Raw genomic sequence first — 20,923 nt, 5'->3', positions numbered from 1 at the left:
ATATTCTGGGCGTTGCATCTCTGCGGAATGATCTAAAGAGGAATGTTATCAACATAAAGTTGGGAATTAATTATTAATTATTTAATCATAATTAAGTGCTTGAGTAACTAAATCAGAGCGTCCGACTTCAATTAAAGCGCGATCGCGGATACGACAAGAATCACATAAACCACAGGGAGTATCTCCACCTTGATAACATGACCAAGTATCGGCAATGGGAACGTTTAAATTTAGGGCGCGACGCACGATATCTGTTTTAGAATCTTCCACCAAAGGAGCAACTAGCTGCGGGGCGTGACCTTCAATTCCAGCTTTAGATGATAAATTGGCTAAGTGTTGATACGACTGCAAATATTCGGGACGACAATCAGGGTAACCAGAATAGTCTACTGCATTGATGCCCAGGTAAATTGCTTGAGCATTTTGAGCTTCGGCTAAAGAAAGAGCGATCGCAATAAAAACCGTGTTGCGCCCTGGTACATAGGTAGAGGGAATTACATCTGCTTGCAAACCAGCTTGAGGAATAGTCATCGAGTCATCGGTTAATGAAGATCCACCCCACTGAGACAAATTAACATCGATAATAAAGTGCTTCTGGATGTTGAGGGCAATGGCAATTTTTTTGGCAGACTCTATCTCTTTATGATGTTTTTGACCATAACGAAAAGAAAGAGCAATTAACTGATAACCTTGCTCAATAGCAATTGCAGCAGTGGTAGCCGAATCTAAACCTCCAGAAAGTAAAACTACTGCTTTTTTCATAATCTATTACCTATTACCTTTTACCTCTTATCTTTATACAACAAGAGCAAAGGCTTTAAAAGGTTAATATGTAACGTATTAGGCTAGCTTATATCAGGCAAATTAAATGTCTTTAATTCAGGGAGAAACTATAGTAGCGATCGCCACGGCAATTGTCCCCCAGCAGGGCAGTGTGGGTATAGTTCGTTTATCAGGAGCAAAATCTCTAGAGATCGCCAAAGCCCTATTCTCTGCCCCAGGGAAACAAGATTGGTCAAGTCATCGAATTATTTATGGTTATATCCGCCATCCCCTAACTAAAGAGACTGTAGATGAAGCACTGCTACTATTAATGCTTGCGCCTCGCTCTTTTACCCGTGAAGATGTAGTTGAATTTCACTGTCACGGGGGAATCATGGCAGTCCAATCAGTTTTACAATTGTCTATTGCTCAAGGAGCAAGATTGGCACAGCCAGGCGAGTTTAGCTTAAGGGCTTTCCTCAATGGCAGAATCGATTTAACCCAGGCTGAAAGTATTGCCGAACTTGTTGCTGCCCAGTCAGTTGAAGCATCCCAATTAGCTTTGGCAGGAATACAGGGAAAATTAAGCAGTCCTATAAATGAGTTACGGGCTGCCTGTCTTGATATATTGGCAGAGGTAGAAGCTCGGATCGATTTTGAAGATGATTTACCGCCTTTAAATGAGGCTGAAACCAAACAACAAATACAGGCTGTTTTAACCCAGGTAGAGAATATTTTAGCCACCGCAGAGCAAGGGGAATTACTGAGGAGTGGTTTAAAAGTTGCGATCGTTGGCTGTCCAAATGTTGGCAAATCTAGCTTGCTCAATGCCTGGAGTAAAAGCGATCGCGCCATTGTTACCGAGCTTCCTGGTACAACCCGCGACGTGATTGAATCTACTCTAGTTGTGGGAGGAATTCCCGTTCAGGTATTAGACACCGCAGGTATTAGAGATACTGCCGATCGGGTAGAAAAAATTGGTGTAGAGCGATCGCGCACCGCAGCAGCCAAAGCCGACTTGATTCTGTTAACCATCGATGCAACCACAGGCTGGACAAGCGAAGATCGGGCAATATATCAGCAGGTAAAACACCGACCTTTAATTTTAGTAATTAATAAAACTGATTTAGCTATTCCTCAAGATGCTTATCCTTCAGAAATTAAGCAGATAGTTCATACCAGCGCAGCTAACTATAAGGGAATTGAAGATTTGGAAAAAGCTATTTTGTCCTTGGTTAATCAAGGAGCAACTGCTGCTGATGCTGAAATAGCCGTTAATCAAAGGCAAGCCGCAGCTTTAGTTCGAGCCAAAGCATCTTTAGAGCAGGTACAAGAGACTGTTGCTAATCAACTACCCTTAGACTTCTGGACAATCGATCTGCGAGGCGCAATTCAGGCTTTAGGGGAAATTACGGGGGAAGAGGTCACAGAGTCTGTCTTAGAACGTATTTTTAGCCGTTTTTGTATTGGCAAGTAATTTTTAGGAAAAGTAAAGCTATACGGGCTTGTATTAAAAGACTTATTACTTACGAACAGTTGAATTTTTTCTCAGCCGATTAACGTACTGCGATAACTATCTGCCTTTGCCTAAGAACACTACTCTAAGAGTTTTCAAGGCGATCGATAAGTCTAAAAAGAGAGAGTAATTTTTGATGTAATAAAGATCGTAAGCTACCTTCTGATATGAATCTTCAACTGAAGCACCATAAGGATAACAAACTTGCGCCCAACCAGTAATCCCTGGCTTAACTAAATAGCGAACATCATAGTAAGGTATTTCGTCTCTGAGATTAATATCAAATTCTGGACGCTCAGGACGAGGCCCTACCAAGCTCATATCTCCTTTAAAGACATTCCACAGTTGAGGTAGTTCATCAATTCTAGTTAAGCGGATAAAGTTGCCAACACGGGTGATGCGAGGATCTTTTTTCTTTGCCCACTGAATGCCTTTAGCCTCAGCGTTTTGGTACATAGAACGGAATTTATATACCCGAAACTTTTTACCATTTAGACCCGTTCTTATCTGAGAATAAAATATTGGGCCCTCACTGCTAAACTTAATGGCTAAGGCAATGGGAACTGTAATAGGCAAAGTTGCAATCAACAAAACTGCTGCAACCAAAAAGTCGATTAGCTGCTTTAATTTTGCCTTAATGCGGCTGTGTAAAATGTTAAAACCAGAGGTAAAGGCAAACCAATCATCTTGAACATAAGCGGGGGGAATTTTTTGCCAAAACTGTTCGCAGAAATCAGCTATGCTATAGACATATACCCCTTTGAGCCTTATATCCATTAATTCTCGAATCATTTGCTCAGATAAATTACGCTCTGCCCCATCAATCAAAATTCCTGACCAATGTTGCTGTTTCCAAGTTGAGCTTAGACTATTTATCTTGTCTAAAATTAAAGAGTTGTTATCTCCTCTGCTAAAATTTTGCTCCAGAGAACTAGAACTATTGGTAGCCAGTTTATCTGAAAAGGAAACAAATTCAGCACGCGAATTTAGCTTGCGGTGTTCCTTACCAAACTCGATAACCTTTTGATAGTCTCCTAATACTAAAAATCTACTATTTTGCTGATTTGCTTTAAACCATTTATCAGCAACCATTCGGCTGGTTACTGCCCAAATAGAAAAAAGGCACCCACTAATTAATAGTACGCCTCTGCCAACTAGAAACTCACTACCCCACAAACCTGTAAGGTAGATACCAGAGGTGACTGCTGCCATAGTTATCACAATACTTAAGACGGCTCTTTCTGAAAGGCGTACACCAGAAACCTGTCTATTTAGCTTGTAAGTGTCGGTTAAATATAATCCAAACAGATATATAGCTATCAAAGCATAGAGAACTGGCGAACCTAAGTCAAGGGATTTGGATAGTCGTAATTTAAGAGCTATATTGAAACACAATAGTAAACCAAGGATGTCTCCAATAATTAGTAAGGAGACAATAACCACACGGGAGGTACTACTATATACCAGCAAGGTCGATGAATATTTAGACCGTTGTTTACTGTATAGCATTGATAAACAGAATATTGAGTTCAGGAAATTTTATAATTAAGATTCATATTACAAGAAAAACAGTAAAAACACCTAAAAAGCATTGTTTTAATTTAATTGTTATTAACAGTGAAACTACTGGTACGAGAAATCATAGAATCAGGGCATATATATTTAGTCAAATTTATCTATAAATCAATTAAATAATGGCGATCTTGGAATGTTGCCAAATATTAAATCAATATCAAAAAATAGGCTAGACAATTAGTTTACTAACTGATGTTCTGCGTCTGCTAATTTTTAAAAACCAAAAGATAGAGAAGTAGGGAAGTGAGGATAAATTACACTTTATCTAAAAAATAAAACGCATGATTGTAGTATGTTTTACCGTAGTTTGCCAGAGAAATGCGAGTTTATCTGGAGGTAGATTGTCAAGCATGATTTTAAGATTATTCTTGCTAAGTTTTTTTTTAATTAATGGTTGTAGCAGTAGTTTATTAGTTCAACCAGAAATTATTCCTGGAGGTATCAACAGCAATTCTGTAGAAGAATATCCTGCCTATAGTTCGGATGGTCGTTACTTAGCTTTCGCCTCAGATCGTCGTGGTCGCAGAAATATCTTTCTTTACGACTTAGAATCTAAACAGCTTGTATCTTTGCCCAACCTCAATCGGCGAGATTCTAGTCAAGATCAACCTGCCTTGAGTGATAATGGTCGCTATATTGCCTATGTTTCTACGGAAAGAGGAAAAACAGATGTTTTTGTCTACGATCGCCAACAACAGAAAACAGAGCTATTGACTGTAAACATTAAAGGCTCTGTTTCCCAGCCTACAATCAACGGTGACGGTAGCAAAATTGCTTTTCAAGCTAGTCAACTTGGACAGTGGAAAATTGTTATTCTTAATCGGCAAATTTCTACTAACCAGTAAACAGTGATCTTTTATACCAATTATAAAAATCGCTGCTACAAATCTTTCTCCCCATCCCTTAGCCCCCTAGTCTCCAAGTCAGTCATTTGTAGCCTACACAAATAGAAACCGTATTACCAACGTCCTTCTTTAATCCCTCAATTTAGTATCTGAATCTTTACGTGCAGTACTTATCATTACTCATTCAGCAACGCCAATATTTGAACTAGCGCAAGATAAATAAAGCTATTGAATTTTGCAGCTTCTAAATATTTGCTGCAAAACTTTTAAATTGACTGAAAAAAGTAAACAATATAATCAAATAAAGACATACCTAAAGGATGCTTATCAAAAAAGGTTATGCCTACAATATCCTGCATCTTTGCTTGAACCCCAATAAAGTTAAATGTATTAGATGCCGCCATAAAAATAGTTATGGCAGAAACTACGGCAAAATTTTTGATTTTATTAGGCTCATTTAACTTTTGGTCATCTAACCCAATACAAAAAAACAAACCAAAAAAAGCTAAGAATAAATAAACGATTCTTTGATTAAATCCTGTCACTAAAATAAACAAAATTTGTAGCAAAGACATAAAATAAATAGAGATAAAAGACCATATTTTAGGAGTAATTTTTTTGTAATTTCTAGATACTATAAAAATTCCTACAGACAAAATAGCAATAGCCAGAAAAATATTTAAGCTAAATAGTTCCGTATCTCGTCGATCATTGTTTTCGACTCTACCCTGTATCGATCTACTTATTTGAGCTTTAGGTACAATCTCTAAAATACTACCTATAAATCGATATACACTTTGAGGATTTTTATATACTTGCAATCCAATATACAGCAAAGTAATTACTGCTAATCCTAACCCAATCAATAAGAAAATTTTATCTTCTTTTTTCCATTGAATTTTTTTAATAATTTGACTAATATTTCCTGCTGTTTGAACTCCTAAGCAAACTCCTATATAAATAACGCTACTGGTATGAGAAAAAATTGCTAACAAAGAGAAAATCCAAAATAAAAGCCAATTTGATTCCATACTAGCGATCGCAGCTAGTACAAAAACAAGAGAAAAAAACTGGCGCATATAAAATACTTGTGAGTAATAAAAGTAACTAGAAAAGAGAATTATAAGTAAAGTAGGATAATACCTCGGCGATAGATTTTTACTAATATAAAAAACGATTACAGAATTATTAAATAAGGCAAAGGAAAATAAGCACCAAAATGTAGATTCATTACTTAGATAGTGAATGATTGCAAAAAATAAAAATAAGACAACTTCAGAACGATCTTTAGCAATATAGTTATCAAAAGGACTTTGGCGGTCTAAGTTATCATAAATATCTAAATAAACTTTAGTATCAGCAAAAGCATCAATGCTAGTAAGATAAAGCGAGATAGTTAAAACGATTAAAATTAAAACAAAATTATTTAAAGATAAAAGCTTACTGTACTTTTTAGATGGTCTTAAAAAATCTAGTTGAATAGCTAAGAGCATGGGAATAATTCCCAAAATCGGAAATGATACCCAAACAGCAAACCCAAAAAATAATACTGGCAATCTTAATTCGGCAATATTCTGAATTTTTTTTATTCTTTCAAAGGTTTGAGCGAACATGGTATCTTATTAGGCGTTATGTTTTAGTAGCGTTGTGGAGAGTTATAAGTAAAGTTCTTCAGTAAATAACAGCTTACTACTTGTGCATTTGGCATTAGCTTTTTTACCAGACTTTTGTACGGTTTCCACAAGTCTATACTTATATATTCAATTTTATTAAGTATTTCTCCTCTCCTTGAATTCACGACTTCCATGATTTTCTATTGACTCCGTTCCTCTAAAATATCTACTATACTTAATTGAAGAATTGGATATTGACAGCTATAGCCGAAATCTCAGCTGAAGCAATAGTAAATAATAGCGATCGCATTGATATCAAATACTTAATCAAAGAAGCACATAAGATAGCCTTAAAAGGTGGAAGAGTAACTGAAAGTAAGAACAAAAAAACGATAATGGACTTCTTGCATGAATCAGGCGATCGCTAACCGTATATGAAATTTGAATTTGTCTCAGATCCGCAAATATCGGTCAAGATAGACCAGATGCAGCGTAGAGTGCGTTGGCAAGAATCTTTATTTAAAGAAGAGGCGATCGCTCAAACTAAATTAGTAATTGACGAGAAGGATACAGATAATCCTCAATTTTCTTTTTTAGTAATTGGTGATAGTGGCTGTGGCTCACACTTAAAACATCACCCCCAACGTAAAATTACCGAGATGATGCTAGAACATCAGCAATCACGTTTTATCCTGCATATGGGAGATGTAGTCTATCAAGTAGGTTCTAGCGAATATTATCACAATAATTTTATTAATCCTTATAAAGAGTTTTTAGTTGGCGGAGAAAATCCCCAACACCTCAAATACGATGACTTAACGTTTAAATTACCATTTTTCCCTGTTCCAGGTAATCACGACTACTATGATTTATCTCTTGTTTATGGCATCTTGTTTCAGGCTACCTGGTTGCCACGTCGATTGCTGCGAGGCAGATTAGATTTAGATGTGGGTTGGCACGGCTCAGAGCAAGGAAATGCTTATGCTAGGGCTTTTCTAGACTATTTATTAGATATTAAAGGTACGGTCAATTTAAAACAGCATTTAGATAATTACTATACAGCTAAACATCAAGGCGATCGCTGTTTAAACTATCAACCAGGCAAATTTACTCGCTTGCCCAATCGTTACTATACTTTTCGCTATGGTGGGATTGATTTTTTTGCCTTAGATTCCAATACTTTCAATGAGCCTTTAGTGATTCCTGATACGGAAGCAGGAAAAAATAAAAGAGTCAAACTATTAGAGCGTCAACGTGAGTTAGCCAAGCGAGAAGAAGCGATTCAAGCAGCAATGGACAAGCTCGATCCCAATAACTATGAAGATGCTGAACAAATAGATGATTACTACGCAAAATTAGAATATACTGCCGAAAGTCAGAGAGATATAGAAAAGCAGCTAAATCAAGTGCAACAAGCAACTGATTGGGAACAATTAGATTGGTTTAGGGATAGCTTAATCGCATCTTGGCAGGATGAATCTGTACGAGGCAGAATTGTTTTTTTCCATCATCCTCCCTATGTTACCGAAGCTACAAAATGGAATCAGGGACAAACTATAGCAATTCGCGATCGCTTGCGTCAAGTATTTGATAACGTGGTCAAAGATATAGGAGAATTACCGCCAGGCAGATCTGTAGTAAATTTAGTTTTATCAGGTCACGCTCACTGTATGGAGCATTTGTATACTAAAGATACAGGTTACGCTGATTCATATACAGACTGGATTGTCTGTGGTGGAAGTGGTCATAGTTTGCGTCGGCAAAGAAGAGAAGGCGCAGTGTTATTTCAAGATGGCGATCTCGATTCCAAGCCCATAGGGCAGTCTCAGTTATTTATTGGTCGCCATGGTAAAGGTAGAAATACCAAAAGACCCTATTCTTTTCTACGTATTGATGTCCAGGCTGGAGAGCAGCCTGAGTTTGTTGTCAATCCTTATGTAGCCCAATGGCATCAGCGTCAATGGCATGAATACGCTGAGAAGCCCTTTGTAATTGATCAATAATCATTGCGAGACAGTCCGTTGCGCGGGTTTCCCGCGTTGAAACAAAGGCTTTAGCCGCATGTACTGTCGAGGTTGTTAATTGTTATTTTACCTGAACATAATATTTGCTCAGATTTAACAACTAATTCTTTGATTGCCACGTCTTGTCCCAAATCGATTTTTAAAGAATGAGCAAATTCTTTAAATTTTAAAACGCTCTCGATTTCTACAGGTGATAAATCAAGAGTATGATAATCAGCCAACTTAATACCCGTAGATAAATACAGCTTTTGCGCTTGATTTTCGATATCTTGATAAATCCCTGTTAAATTTAGTCTTTGAGCAGCGATCGCAATTGATTGCCAGTTAATTTCTGAGATAGCTCGATCTTGTATCAACGGGATCGAGCGCAACAAATCTGTTAATCCACTTTGTAATAAAGGCGAAGTCAAAGAGGATTGTAGGTCAGCAGAGTTGATGCTTAATTTAACATCTACTACGATTGGCTCTAAAAGCTGAAAAGGTTTCTTTTTGAGAACTTCTGGTAAATTAAAGCCAATATTAGCTCCTTTAACTTCAACTTGATTTAAGTGCAGCCCTTGATATATAACGCGATCGCAACTAAGCAAGACTTGGGGAATATAGCCCTGAAGAATTTGCCTATTTTTACCAACAATTTTTACCTGTAAATCTTTTACCTGTGAAACTTGCGATCGTAAATAAAACTTAACTGCCGTAGATAATATTCTATTAATCACTTTAAATCTTAAGTGTTTGCAGAAGACTCAGCTTAAATCAAAGCAGCTAAGGGCAGCAACTATTTTAGGGGCTATGCCTTCTGTCCAGTTTCCTTCGCAACGGCGATCGCCATTAAGAATTATTCTTAAGGTATAACTTTGGGGATATCCTTCTACTTCTAGCCACAGGCGATCGCTTTGCGCTTCGCAACTAATTTTTTCTTCGTCCATCAACTCAGCCTCCATTTCTCTCATAGTATCGACTAGCTGATTTAATAAACGGTAAAAATCATTTAATTCGGCTTTAGTAAGCTCAATTGCCCAATTGTTTGCACCTATTAAACCTTGATATTTTGAACCATGAGGATGCCAGCCAACACGCCAACCATCCCCACTTTTCATCATACGTGACAATGTTTTTGGTTTTGAATCTAATTTGAACCTGAAAACTGAAAGCTGGCAATTTACTTAGTCGCCAATGATTTCTGGCTGAGTTAATTCGTCTGACATTTCGATAATGGCGCGAATTACGGGTTTCATATTTGGGTCGTCAAAACTTTCAAGTTCTTCATAACGACGACGTTTAGCGCGATTGGCTACCTGGACAGTGATACGGTAGCGATTAGAAGCAGCACTAACTAGTTCTTCAGAACGATACATGATTTGAGAGGAGTTAAAAGAACTTTTTCTTTGCATTAATTATAGATATCCTTTGTATGAATATCTGTATTCTAACAAAGGATGATCTTTAATATTTTTTGATTGTCGCTCGGCAAAAGAGCGATCGCTCTCTAATACAGGCGATCGCCAATTAAAGTTAAGTTTTTTAATAAAACAACTATTCAACGTGAGTTCGCGTGGAAGAGTAGAACTATTGTAAAGAGAGGTAATTGAAAAACCGTTTTTCGATGATGAAATTTTAGGTTAGAAAAATCAACAAATCTTTCAAAGGATTTTCCGTTATAGATTACAGGTTATAGGTTATATAGGTTACAGCCCAACTATTTTATGTCCATAACCCGAAAGTAGCGTTATTTATATGTGACCTAACTTTTATCTATACCTACATAGACAACAACATTCACTCTGTTTAAAATCAAGCATCTATTAAACACGAGCAAAAATCAAAATCTAGCTTTAACTCCCCACAAAGCTTTAAACTGGGATTTGCAGAGAATTTGAGATGTTTTTTATATTGTGCGAAAAATAGTTATTGCTGGCAATTGGAAAATGTACAAAAATCAAGCGGAGTCCTTGAAATTTGTGCAAGAGTTTAAATCGGAGATTGAGGATACCGCAGAAGAACGAGAAATCATTTTATGTGCGCCTTTTACCTCTCTTACTGTAATGTCTAAAAACTTACATGGTAGTAGAGTCAAGCTGGGTGCGCAAAACGTTCATTGGGAATTAGAAGGTGCTTACACTGGAGAAATTTCAGGAGAAATGCTGACTGAAATCGGCGTAGATTATGTAGTTATTGGTCACAGTGAGAGACGACAGTATTTTGGTGAAACCGATGAGACAGTAAACCTGCGATTGAAGGCTGCTCAAAAATACAAACTAAAACCTATTCTCTGTGTTGGAGAAACTAAAGAACAAAGAGATGCTGGTGAAACAGAAAATATTATTATCAATCAGCTAAAAAAAGGTTTGCTAGAAATAGACCAGAGTAATTTAATTATTGCTTATGAGCCAATTTGGGCAATTGGTACAGGCGATACTTGCAAATCTACAGAAGCAAACCGTGTCATCGGTGTTATTCGCCAACAGCTTGATAATAAAGATATTTCAATTCAGTATGGCGGTTCTGTAAAACCAGGTAATATTGACGAAATTATGGCACAACCAGAAATTGATGGAGCATTAGTCGGAGGAGCAAGCTTGGAAGCAGCTAACTTTGCACGAATTGTTAAATATCAGTAATTAGTAGCCCTAAAGCGATGCTAAAAACAGTTAGTCTTTAGATGGCAAAGCAGGCACTAGAGATATTATATCCTCATAAACTTTTTTAGCTACCTGATTTAATAGGGCAACTCCATAAATAACTCAACATTTTTATAGTATAAAATACTGTCTTTGAGAATATGAAGCAAGCTGCTTATTTACACTAGTGTTAAAAGAAAGCAGCTTTTCTCTACGACTCTTAATATTTTGATAAACATAATCAAACACTTGTATCGCTAATCAAAGCAAAAAAGCATCGTCAGAATTCAGGTATCAAGAATTAAACAGAGTTGTTATTCAACTCCAACATAAGCCTTAGCAGAAGCAAAAAAATGCACGACAGAGCGACTTTGAAAGCGAGAAGTCTGTATCACACTCAAATTAATGGCGGTGTCTTGAAATCGCGCCATAGAACGCGAATCACAACTGATTTTTTTTAACCTAAATCCTTACCCATTTCTCTCTTTTTGATACCTGAATTTTTACGTTTTACAGATGTTTATGTTTATATTACTCTAATTATTTACGATTAAGACAGTTTTTGAACAGCAAAGGAAATTATTTTTCAAATACACGAATATGCTTGAATAAATACAAAGCATAGATGCTTATTGATAGCCAAAAGATTTAAATCTTAATTATTTTAAACTTGAACGGATTTGAAATCCAGCCAACGCTAATCATTTTTTTGACTAATTATTTTTAAATCTCAATTAGTTGTCCATTTTCAAGCTTAAATATTAGTTTGTTTGCTAAACCGCTTCAGAACAATTACTGAATTTGCTTAAATATATTCGCTATGTGTTGCGTAGTTTATCGCTTAATTTAAGATTAACTTTAATATCAAACTTTTGAATTTAGGTGTTTTTGCTAATAGTGTTCTTTTTTTTTTTTGTTAGTATAGACAAAATTGAACGGATAAATAAAGCGGATTGTTATCTCTATATTTTTTCCCTAATCTATTTTTAAGCTAAATAAAGCTGTTAATTTGATAGTGCCTAGCAAATATATTTTCTAATTCGCTAATTACTCTTATTTTATCTAAACAGCAGTACCAAAGTATATTGCCATATTAAGCATTGGATTTTATAGTTAGTAGCAGCTAAAAAACATTAGTTATTAGCTTTACCACTATACATAGCATCTTGAAATAAAGTAAATTCAATATGTATACTATTTGCTGTTTGATATTTCTAATACTCAGTTCTATCGTAATTTATGACTATGACCAGACCAAAAAAATCTCAGCATCAAGAAACCAATTCTCCATTTAAAAGATTAAGATTAAACGTCAAACTTTCTCAAGAACAATTAGCTAGAGAAATCGGCGTAGCAGTTTCAACTATTAGACGCTGGGAAAAGGGACAAGCTGAACCTACCATGACAGTTTCCCAAATGAGGCAATTTTGCAAGGCAGTAAAACAAAATTTTGAAGAACTGCCTAATTCTCTTTTACCAACAAATAACAATAATAATGGTTCTAACGGCAGTGCATCATGGCATAAATAAGGTATTACTGATTAAAAATATAAGTTTGGTTAAAACAATTACTTGTTTGCCTACTATTTACAGTAAGTTAAAGTAAAAGTTATTTATTTATTTTTTGTTACTTTATTTAACGTGAGTGTCCAAAGAACTTAGATTCTGAATGTTAGAAAGAAATAAACTCACCAAAACTGACTAGTTGAGAATAAAAGTGTCTTAGCAGTTAAGAGCGACCGAACAATAGTGTTTTAAGACCCTTGCGTGAGCGTGGTTCTACGTTCTTCAATGGGTCAAAAAGCATCGGTTAAATACGGGGGAAAAGGTTCAAGGAAGGAAAAATAAAGCTCTTCCCTTGTCCCCTTTTCCTTTGAATCAATCTCTAACGAGCCTCTTAAATGTTTTCGTCGAACTGACATTTTCTTAATACTGGTTCTTACATTTATCTCCAAGGCTTAGAGCTACCTCAACCGTATTAATTGTCTTTAACCTGAAAGTAGGGTTGATATGGGTAATATATCGAGGATTAGAACTAATCAAAATTGTCATTATTTTTGCTCATTAGCAACTAATTACCAAATAAGATTAAATCAGATTAACAAAGGTAGGTATTAACTTCCTGACCTCTGACCTCTGACCTCTGACCTCTGACCTCTGACCTCTGACCTCTGGAATAAATAACTCACCTATACGAACAGGATTTAGTATAAGGTTGAGCATCAAACATCACCTGGATTTAACTGCATCATTTTCCACGTAACAAAAGTTCCTACTGGACTCCAAAGTAGATAAGGAACTAGTAGCCAAAACGCAGTAGTAGATATAGGAAAAACTATTACCGCTAAGATTGCTCCTAAAAAGAAGCCAGTCCCACCAATAATTGTGCCTACCTTGAGGCTGCGCGTTTTACACATTACCAAGGTGTAAAGAGAAATTGATATTTCAACCAGCAAATAAAAACCCATTAGTAACCAAGGAGAATTGCCACCAGGTTTAGTTTCCCAGACGTTGTAGGCAGACCATGCACCACAGATAAAAATAACTGTCCAGATAATAGGAATAGCTCCTTCAAAGGTTAACCAGCTAGGACGACGCAAGTTTTTAAACCAACGAAAGTCTTGACTTGAAATTAAACGATTTAAACCAAAGGGAACAATCAGAGTAACAATAGCGATCGCTAGCCAGGAAGGAATCATAATAATTGGTGATGATAAAATTGCTGAACGTTATTAAATTTTGTCATTAAAATCACACAATAAAAAACATCAGCCTATCATGCTGTATTTAGACTCTTATTTGCTTCCTTCGATGGATATAAAATGAACTTGGTATGACAACTAACCGCTCACCCACACATACTTAGAAAATACCATGGCAATACTAATTCCTAAGCTCAGACCAACTAGAACTTGAAAAGGCGTGTGTCCTAATAGCTCTTTTAGTCTTTCTTCATTTAAATTATGCTTTTCTTGAAACAGTTCATCAATTAGCTGATTGAGAATTTTTGCTTGTTTCCCTGCTGCTTGACGTACCCCCGCAGCATCATACATGACAATGATGGCAAATAAACAGGCGATCGCAAATTCGGCAGAAGACCAACCTTTTAGTGAGCCGACGCTAGTAGCTAACGCACCGACTAAAGCTGAATGGGCGCTAGGCATTCCTCCAGGAGACATTAAGTAAGTTACGTTTAGCTTACGATTTCTAACAAGATCGATGACTAGCTTTAATCCCTGTGCTGAAATACAGGCTAAGAGTGCCACCATTAGTATCTGATTGTGTAAAATACCAGCAACTTCCTGCATGGTTTATCTTCTTGCCCCAAAAATATTAGATAAATAGAGTTTCGTTTTAGCGATCGCGAGTGACGATATATTTAGCTACTGCTCTTAAAGGCTCGGCTTTTGCACCATAGGTAGATAGCTCGGCGATCGCGCTATCTACTAACTCCTGTGCTTTGAAACGTGATTTTTCTAATCCCCATAAGCTTGGATAGGTGGCTTTTTGTGCCTCTAAATCCTTACCAGCAGTTTTGCCTAACTGTTCGTCTGTCGCTGTAATATCTAAAATATCATCAATTATCTGAAAAGCCAGACCAATATTTTGAGCATAGTTGGACAGCCTGTTTATATCAGCTTTTTGGGCATCGGCTAAAATTGCTCCTGACACGACGGAAGCATTTAGTAACGCCCCTGTCTTATGAGTATGAATAAAACTTAAGGTTTCAGCCGTAATGTCTGGTTTTCCCTCTGATTCCAAATCTAAAACCTGTCCGCCAACCAAACCCGCAGCACCTACGGTATGTCCTAAACAAGCTACAACTTTGATGATATTTTCTGCTTTGACGTTTTGGGTTTGAGTGGCAACATATTCAAAGGCATAAGCTAACAAGCCATCTCCTGCTAAGATGGCAATATCATCGCCATAAACTTTGTGATTAGTTGGCTTTCCCCGACGAAAATCATCATTATCCATGGACGGTAGGTCATCGTGGATCAAAGACATGGTATGAATCATTTCTAAGGCACAGGCAGTAGGCATCGCCATTTCTATAGTGCCACCAGTTAGTTCACAAGTTGCCAAACAAAGAATTGGGCGTAGGCGTTTGCCTCCAGCTAGCAATGAGTAACGCATTGCCTCGTAGATTTTCTCTGGTCTGGCGATCGCAATTGAGCTATCTAACGCTTGTTCAACAAGAACTTTTTTTTGCTTTAAATAATTATTTAAGTCAAACTTTTTTGGCTCTGTTAGCTTTTTGTCGGCTTGTACCATACTGCACGATAGTGTCTTAGTTCATCTTCTTTTATAATCCTATTATCCCTCGACGGGTTACTTTAACCAAATAACAGGTATATTAACTTAATAGAAATAATGGTAACGGGCTTTGCCCTAGCTATCAGCTATCAGCCAATTAGACAGAGCTTTAAACCCAATAGCTTAAAAACTCTCAGCCTTTTACTTAGGTAATCTTTAGAGCTAAAAGCTGACAGCTTCTTTTGGTAAAATCATTGATTATTTCTTGATTTTCCTCAATAAATTAAATAACCAAAAATCACTAAAGGGATCTATATATTTAGCTGAAGACCAAACTAGTAAACAAGGGTGAGCCACAACCTGTAATAACGGAATATCATCCTCAGAATCAGTAACCACAATTGCTGAGTGAATTTGGGACTCTGACAATACTGAGCGCATCATTAATAGTTTACCTTGATGGCGATCGCTTGCTCCTTGCCAAAATCGACAGCCAACCAGGCGATCGTATCTAATTGACAGATGTTTGAGAATGGGATTGATGACAAAGTTAAATCCTAAACTAGCGATAATTATTGGTGAATCGCAATTTTGCTTTACTGCTTCAATTAATTCTAAATTACCCTGATTTTGAGCCAGCTTTTGCGCTTTTTTCTGCCATAAAAAAAGCGTCCAAGGTAATAAAATCGTAGGGATAACAACTAAAAACCAGTCTCTAATTTTATCGCCTCTAAATGGTTGTGGTAGCCAAAGCCAAGGTCTAAAAACTTTTAAAATGCTTACTAAAATAAATCCGATGAGACGAGGACGCAAACTATTAATATATTCAGCCGTAGAATTTCTTAATAACAGCGTTTCGTCAAAATCTAAAATTATCGGCGTATTTTGAGCAGCATTTTTAATTAGATTTATTACCTTAATGTTTTCGCTTAAATTGCACTTTTTTATTGAATTATTATGCATGATAAAATAGATAAATATAAGAGCAAATGTTGATTTTTAATGAGTAAATAATATTAGTTAATATTATAAAGTTGTGTGATTAGCTTAATATTTGTGAGCAATTTAAAGGTAAAAATTATATTTTTAAAACTATACAAAAAAAGTTTTTAAAAAGCTTGCGCTAAAATTAGGAAGATATTACTTGAGTATTTAGCAACTAGCGACAAAATATTTTATTAACTATTTTAAGTTACTAAATGATGTTGAGCAAACTAAATAAATTTCAAATACAATAATCAAATAAATTAGTTGAAATCTTGGTAAAAAGTTTGGCGTATTTATTCGATAGAAACATTATAGTAGTATGTTTTAGTTATTACTTCTTGATTATTTCAGCGAAACTGGCATATCAAAGTATTCATTAAGTAAGTAGGTGTAATTAAATATAGAATGGTTTTGATAGAGGTCAGAGGTCAGGGCAAAAGTTAGTATTGGTATCTTATAAATGATTTCGCCCACCTACTTATTTATTCAAATTTTTAGAGCCTATAACTATAATGTTTAATGTTTAAGTAAACAACGATGCCATAAATTTTTCATGCTTGATAGCCAATCTGAATCTAATTTTCAATTGCCACAGCCACAAAATACTGTTGTAGATTCCTGTTTAGTATCTAAAAGTGAAGTAGATTGGACAGTTGCAGACAGTGCCAAACTATATAACATTGAAGGTTGGGGAGAACCATATTTTGGCATAAACCAAGCAGGAAACGTCACGGTGTCGCTTCTGGACAAGCAAGATAGCCAAATAGATTTAGCTCAACTAATTGAATCTTTGAAAAAACGCAATATTAGTTTGCCGTTGCTGATCCGTTTTCCCGACATCTTGGCAGATAGAATGGCAAGGCTACAAGGCTGCATGGAAGATGCGATCGCCAGATATAATTACTCTGGTAAATATCAGGGAGTCTTTCCGATTAAATGCAATCAAAACCGCCATTTTATTGAGGCTTTGGTGCATTACGGCAAATCCTATCAGTTTGGCTTAGAAGCTGGCTCAAAACCAGAACTAATGATTGCTTTGGCGTGTTTACACACAGAAAAAGCTGCTACTCAACCATTGTTAATGTGTAATGGTTACAAAGACAGAGAATACATTGAAACTGCCTTGCTCGCAACCAAGCTAGGGCAAAAACCGATAATTATCATTGAACAGGCGCAAGAACTCGATTTGATTTTAGCCATTAGTCAAGAGTTAGATATCAAGCCTGTCTTGGGAGTTCGTGCCAAGCTAGACTCTAAGGGCATAGGTAGATGGGGTGATTCTACAGGCGATCGCGCCAAGTTTGGTTTAACGATCGCCGAAATTCTTCAGGTAGTCAGGCGATTAGAAACTTTAAATCGCTTAGATTGTTTGCAACTGCTGCATTTCCATATTGGTTCTCAAATCTCTGCTATTAGGGTGATTAAAAACGCTATCCGCGAAGCTAGCCAGATCTATGTACAGCTTGTCAAGCTAGGGGCAAATATGCGCTATCTCAACGTGGGTGGCGGATTAGCAGTAGACTATGATGGCTCGAAAACTAATTTTGCTGCCTCTAAAAACTACAATATGCAAAATTATGCTAACGATATTGTGGCACAGGTAAAAGATGCTTGCGATCAGGGTAATATAGCCGTGCCAACTTTGGTGAGTGAAAGTGGTAGAGCGATCGCAGCCCATCAGTCGGTGCTAATCTTTGATGTATTAGGAACAAGTAGCGTGTCGTCTCCTAAGATTTGTGCGCCAAAATCTAACGCACCCTTGATTATTCGCAATTTCTGGGAAACTTATCAATCTATTGACGAAACAAACTTCCAAGAAAGCTATAACGATGCTATTCAATTTAAGCAAGAAGCTTTGAGCCTTTTTAACTTTGGTTATTTGAGTTTAGGCGATCGAGCTAAAGTAGAAGAGCTATTTTGGTCTTGCTGTGACAAGATTGCAGCAATTGTCAATAACTGTGATTATGTATCAGATGATTTAGCAGATTTGTCACAGATCATGTCAGCTATTTATTACGTCAATTTGTCTATTTTTCAATCTGCCCCCGATGCCTGGGCAATTAGCCAACTTTTCCCGATTATGCCCATTCATCGCTTAGATGAAAAACCAACCGCCAAAGGGATTATAGCTGATATTACCTGTGATAGTGATGGCAAGATCGATCGGTTTATTAATCGCAAAGATGTTAAAAATGTTTTAGAGTTGCACCCTCTAGATAATTCTCATTCAGCTTCAACTCCTTATTATTTAGGGATGTTTTTAGTTGGTGCATATCAAGAAATTATGGGTAATCTGCACAACCTTTTTGGCAATACAAATATAGTACATATTAAAATTACCCCTGATGGCTATCAAGTAGATTCTGTGGTTCAAGGGGACAGTATCAAAGAAGTCTTAAGCTACGTGCAGTATGAAAGTAAAGATTTATTAGAAACTATGCGCTGTCGTACTGAAGCAGCTTTGCAAAGCAAAAGTATAACTTTGCCAGAGGCGAGAAAGCTGTTGGAAAATTATTCTAGTAGCCTTAATAACTATACTTACCTGAAGTTAGATAAGACATAGGAGAAACAAGTAGAAAGATGTTGCGATCGCTTAGAGTCAACATACTTGGCAATGATATCTTGAGCGCGTTTAATGACTTCAAACTGAGGCACTAACCGAATCTCACCATCAATAACGGTCATGACTAATCGATCGCCCGCCTGAAGATTGAGTGATTTTCTGATTTCGGCAGGAATTAAAACTCTGCCATTCTCTGAAAGATTTGTTAAATGATGAGGCAATTTGGTAATCAATTTATAAAAAATGATTGTACATCTTTAATTTAGCCTGGAATAAATTTGTCTGAGACTTCATTTCAAATCTACGACAGACGGCGATCGCCATCAAATTGGCACCTCAAATTGAAAGTAACAAATATAATGTGTCATAAAACTGAGTAAGGGAAATTGTTGGTTTTGGGTTTACTAAATTCTCTCCGCACATTGGTCACTAAATGTCTGATCTTAATTTGGGTTACGGTGCTATTAATTCCCTTAACCGCCTGTAACCCTGCTGCATTGACTGCCAACCCTAATCAACCACCCGAACTAGTCATGACAATTCTCAGCGACCCCAAAACCTTTAATCCTGTAATCGCCACTGATGAAACTAGTAGCAGTGTGGGAGGAATGCTATTCGATGGCTTGACTACCCAAAATCCCATCACAGGGGAAGTAAAACCAGCGTTGGCTAAATCGTGGTCAATTTCCGACGATAATCTCGAAATTGTCTATACTCTAAGACCAAATCTTCAATGGTCTGACGGTTATCCATTAACCGCAGATGATGTAGTTTTTACCTATAATCAGATTTATCTCAATCCAGATATTCCTACAGGTATGAGAGATATCTTGAAAATTGGGCAAAGCGAAGGTTTTCCTGAAATTATCAAGATTAATGATCTTCAGGTCAAGTTTACTATCCCCGAACCATTCGCCCCATTTCTAGAAGTAACTGGAGCATCTATATATCCCGCTCATATCTTGCGAGAAACTGTCGAGCAAAAGGGCAAAGATGGGAATTTAAAGTTTCTTTCTACTTGGTCGTTGGATACTCCTCCAGAAAATATTGTTGCTAGTAGTGCTTACAAGCTAAAAAGCTACGCTACCTCCGAAAGACTAGTTTTTGAAGCAAATCCTAATTATTGGAAAAAAGAGGTCGTCAACGAACCTCTCCCTTATATCAAGCGTGTTATTTGGGAAATTGTTGAATCTACAGATACTTCTTTGGTGCAGTTTCGCTCTGGAAGTTTAGATTCTCTGAGCGTTTCACCTGAATATTTTTCCCTGCTTAAAAAAGAAGAGAAGAAAGGAAACTTTAGAATTGAAGAAGGCGGAGAAGTTTACAGCATGACCTTTATCGCCTTTAACCTCAATCAAGGCAAAAAAAATGGCAAACCTGTAATCAGTCCTAATAAATCAGACTGGTTTAACAACGTTAATTTTAGGCAAGCCGTATCCTATGGAATTAACCGCGATCGCATGATCAAGAATATCTTTCGCGGCTTAGGTGCGCCACAAAATTCCTTTATGCCCAAGCAGTCTCCCTTTTATGATGCAAGCATTGAAGGATATCCCTACAATCCTGAAAAAGCCAAACAGTTACTGTTAGAAGCAGGATTTAAATACAACAAGCAGGGTCAGTTATTTGACCAAAAAGGCGATCGCGTTAGCTTTACTCTGAACACCAATACAGGCAATACTATCCGCGAGGCGATGGGTAATCAGATCGAAGAAGACTTGGCTACCATTGGCATTAAAGTTAACTTTAGAACCGTTAACTTTAACGTGTTAATCGGCAAACTAGATAACACTCTTGATTGGGACTGTATTTTATTAGGTTTTACTGGTGGCAACGAGCCTAATAACGGTTATAACTTATGGGCGGTTGATGGTAACTCTCATTTGTTTAATCAAAACGTTCCAGATTTGAAAGATAGAAAAATAGCTGACTGGGAATCTGAAATAGCCAGACTCTATATTGAAGGTGCAAGAGAACTAGATCGAAAAAAACGCAAAGCAACCTATAGCCAAGTGCAGCAGCTAGTATCAGAACAACTACCTGTAATTTGTCTGGTAAATCCCTATTCTATGGCAGCAATACGCAATAAGATAAAAGGTGTAGAGTATTCGGCTTTAGGCGGTGCTTTTTGGAATTTGGAAGAGTTAAAAATTACTAAATGAG

Annotated in this window: 21 protein-coding genes; 8 read left to right on the top strand and 13 right to left on the bottom strand. The window is 36.8% G+C overall.

Annotated elements, in window-relative coordinates:
* Nucleotides 1–81: 81 nt before the first annotated feature.
* Nucleotides 82–765, bottom strand: a complete 684-nt coding sequence (gene queC / locus SLP02_RS00995) for a 7-cyano-7-deazaguanine synthase QueC (protein WP_413467302.1) — start codon at nt 763–765, stop codon at nt 82–84.
* Nucleotides 766–868: 103 nt separating this feature from the next.
* Here queC and mnmE point away from each other — a divergent pair, with 103 nt between their 5' ends.
* Entirely contained in the window at nt 869–2,239 is a 1,371-nt protein-coding gene (gene mnmE, locus SLP02_RS00990) for a tRNA uridine-5-carboxymethylaminomethyl(34) synthesis GTPase MnmE (protein ID WP_319418790.1), read from the top strand.
* Between the two features lie 96 nt (nt 2,240–2,335).
* Here the strand turns inward: mnmE and SLP02_RS00985 are convergent, their stop codons facing one another.
* Nucleotides 2,336–3,787 (bottom strand): sugar transferase, encoded by a 1,452-nt coding sequence (locus tag SLP02_RS00985; protein WP_319418789.1) that lies wholly within the window; start codon nt 3,785–3,787, stop codon nt 2,336–2,338.
* A 416-nt stretch (nt 3,788–4,203) separates the two neighbouring features.
* On the opposite strand from SLP02_RS00985, the gene SLP02_RS00980 reads away from it, so the two are divergent.
* Nucleotides 4,204–4,698: a TolB family protein gene (locus SLP02_RS00980; protein ID WP_319418788.1), complete on the top strand. Its 495-nt coding sequence runs from the start codon at nt 4,204–4,206 to the stop codon at nt 4,696–4,698.
* Nucleotides 4,699–4,964: 266 nt separating this feature from the next.
* On the opposite strand, the gene SLP02_RS00975 is transcribed toward SLP02_RS00980, so the two are convergent.
* Nucleotides 4,965–6,311, bottom strand: a complete 1,347-nt coding sequence (locus SLP02_RS00975) for an EpsG family protein (protein ID WP_319418787.1) — start codon at nt 6,309–6,311, stop codon at nt 4,965–4,967.
* Nucleotides 6,312–6,334: 23 nt separating this feature from the next.
* Complete coding sequence (locus tag SLP02_RS26355) at nt 6,335–6,505, bottom strand: transposase (protein ID WP_413467071.1); 171 nt, start codon at nt 6,503–6,505, stop codon at nt 6,335–6,337.
* Nucleotides 6,506–6,565: 60 nt separating this feature from the next.
* On the opposite strand from SLP02_RS26355, the gene SLP02_RS00970 reads away from it, so the two are divergent.
* Together SLP02_RS00970 and SLP02_RS00965 are read left to right on the top strand one after the other, a co-directional pair.
* Nucleotides 6,566–6,739: a hypothetical protein gene (locus SLP02_RS00970; RefSeq protein ID WP_319418786.1), complete on the top strand. Its 174-nt coding sequence runs from the start codon at nt 6,566–6,568 to the stop codon at nt 6,737–6,739.
* A gap of 6 nt (nt 6,740–6,745) precedes the next feature.
* Nucleotides 6,746–8,314 carry a metallophosphoesterase family protein gene (locus SLP02_RS00965; protein WP_319418785.1) on the top strand — a complete coding sequence of 523 codons (1,569 nt, stop codon included), beginning with the start codon at nt 6,746–6,748 and terminating at the stop codon, nt 8,312–8,314.
* Between the two features lie 50 nt (nt 8,315–8,364).
* On the opposite strand, the gene SLP02_RS00960 is transcribed toward SLP02_RS00965, so the two are convergent.
* The 4 genes from SLP02_RS00960 to SLP02_RS00945 form a co-directional block, all read right to left on the bottom strand.
* Nucleotides 8,365–9,051 (bottom strand): LmeA family phospholipid-binding protein, encoded by a 687-nt coding sequence (locus SLP02_RS00960; RefSeq protein WP_319418784.1) that lies wholly within the window; start codon nt 9,049–9,051, stop codon nt 8,365–8,367.
* Nucleotides 9,052–9,078: 27 nt separating this feature from the next.
* On the bottom strand, nt 9,079–9,435 hold the full coding sequence (locus tag SLP02_RS00955; RefSeq protein WP_319418783.1) for a DUF1818 family protein: 357 nt from the start codon (nt 9,433–9,435) through the stop codon (nt 9,079–9,081).
* Between the two features lie 63 nt (nt 9,436–9,498).
* The gene (locus SLP02_RS00950) at nt 9,499–9,726 is read right to left on the bottom strand and encodes a DNA-directed RNA polymerase subunit omega (protein ID WP_319418782.1); all 228 of its coding nucleotides are present in this window, start codon (nt 9,724–9,726) and stop codon (nt 9,499–9,501) included.
* Between the two features lie 3 nt (nt 9,727–9,729).
* Nucleotides 9,730–9,876, bottom strand: a complete 147-nt coding sequence (locus tag SLP02_RS00945; RefSeq protein ID WP_319418781.1) for a hypothetical protein — start codon at nt 9,874–9,876, stop codon at nt 9,730–9,732.
* A gap of 351 nt (nt 9,877–10,227) precedes the next feature.
* On the opposite strand from SLP02_RS00945, the gene tpiA reads away from it, so the two are divergent.
* Nucleotides 10,228–10,953: a triose-phosphate isomerase gene (tpiA, locus tag SLP02_RS00940; RefSeq protein ID WP_319418780.1), complete on the top strand. Its 726-nt coding sequence runs from the start codon at nt 10,228–10,230 to the stop codon at nt 10,951–10,953.
* A 1,245-nt stretch (nt 10,954–12,198) separates the two neighbouring features.
* Nucleotides 12,199–12,483: a helix-turn-helix transcriptional regulator gene (locus tag SLP02_RS00935; protein ID WP_319418779.1), complete on the top strand. Its 285-nt coding sequence runs from the start codon at nt 12,199–12,201 to the stop codon at nt 12,481–12,483.
* Nucleotides 12,484–13,175: 692 nt separating this feature from the next.
* Here the strand turns inward: SLP02_RS00935 and SLP02_RS00930 are convergent.
* From SLP02_RS00930 to SLP02_RS00915, 4 genes are all read right to left on the bottom strand, one after another.
* Nucleotides 13,176–13,652: a TspO/MBR family protein gene (locus SLP02_RS00930; RefSeq protein WP_319418778.1), complete on the bottom strand. Its 477-nt coding sequence runs from the start codon at nt 13,650–13,652 to the stop codon at nt 13,176–13,178.
* Nucleotides 13,653–13,793: 141 nt separating this feature from the next.
* The gene (locus tag SLP02_RS00925; protein ID WP_319418777.1) at nt 13,794–14,261 is read right to left on the bottom strand and encodes a divergent PAP2 family protein; all 468 of its coding nucleotides are present in this window, start codon (nt 14,259–14,261) and stop codon (nt 13,794–13,796) included.
* Nucleotides 14,262–14,307: 46 nt separating this feature from the next.
* Nucleotides 14,308–15,228, bottom strand: a complete 921-nt coding sequence (crtE, locus tag SLP02_RS00920) for a geranylgeranyl diphosphate synthase CrtE (protein ID WP_319418776.1) — start codon at nt 15,226–15,228, stop codon at nt 14,308–14,310.
* A 240-nt stretch (nt 15,229–15,468) separates the two neighbouring features.
* Nucleotides 15,469–16,173, bottom strand: coding sequence for a haloacid dehalogenase-like hydrolase (locus SLP02_RS00915; protein ID WP_319418775.1), 705 nt, complete (start codon nt 16,171–16,173; stop codon nt 15,469–15,471).
* Nucleotides 16,174–16,750: 577 nt separating this feature from the next.
* Between SLP02_RS00915 and speA the strand changes: the two genes are divergently transcribed.
* Nucleotides 16,751–18,760, top strand: a complete 2,010-nt coding sequence (speA, locus tag SLP02_RS00910; protein WP_319418774.1) for a biosynthetic arginine decarboxylase — start codon at nt 16,751–16,753, stop codon at nt 18,758–18,760.
* Here the strand turns inward: speA and SLP02_RS00905 are convergent.
* A complete protein-coding gene (locus tag SLP02_RS00905) occupies nt 18,736–18,993 on the bottom strand; it encodes an AbrB/MazE/SpoVT family DNA-binding domain-containing protein (protein WP_319418773.1) in 258 nt (85 codons plus the stop codon). The genes speA and SLP02_RS00905 overlap by 25 nt on opposite strands.
* Nucleotides 18,994–19,155: 162 nt before the next feature.
* Between SLP02_RS00905 and SLP02_RS00900 the strand changes: the two genes are divergently transcribed.
* Nucleotides 19,156–20,922, top strand: a complete 1,767-nt coding sequence (locus tag SLP02_RS00900; protein ID WP_413467070.1) for an ABC transporter substrate-binding protein — start codon at nt 19,156–19,158, stop codon at nt 20,920–20,922.
* Nucleotide 20,923 lies beyond the last annotated feature (1 nt).

The organism is Pleurocapsa sp. FMAR1 (assembly GCF_963665995.1).
Lineage (GTDB): Bacteria > Cyanobacteriota > Cyanobacteriia > Cyanobacteriales > Xenococcaceae > Waterburya.
This window is presented reverse-complemented; position numbering and strand designations above follow the sequence as displayed.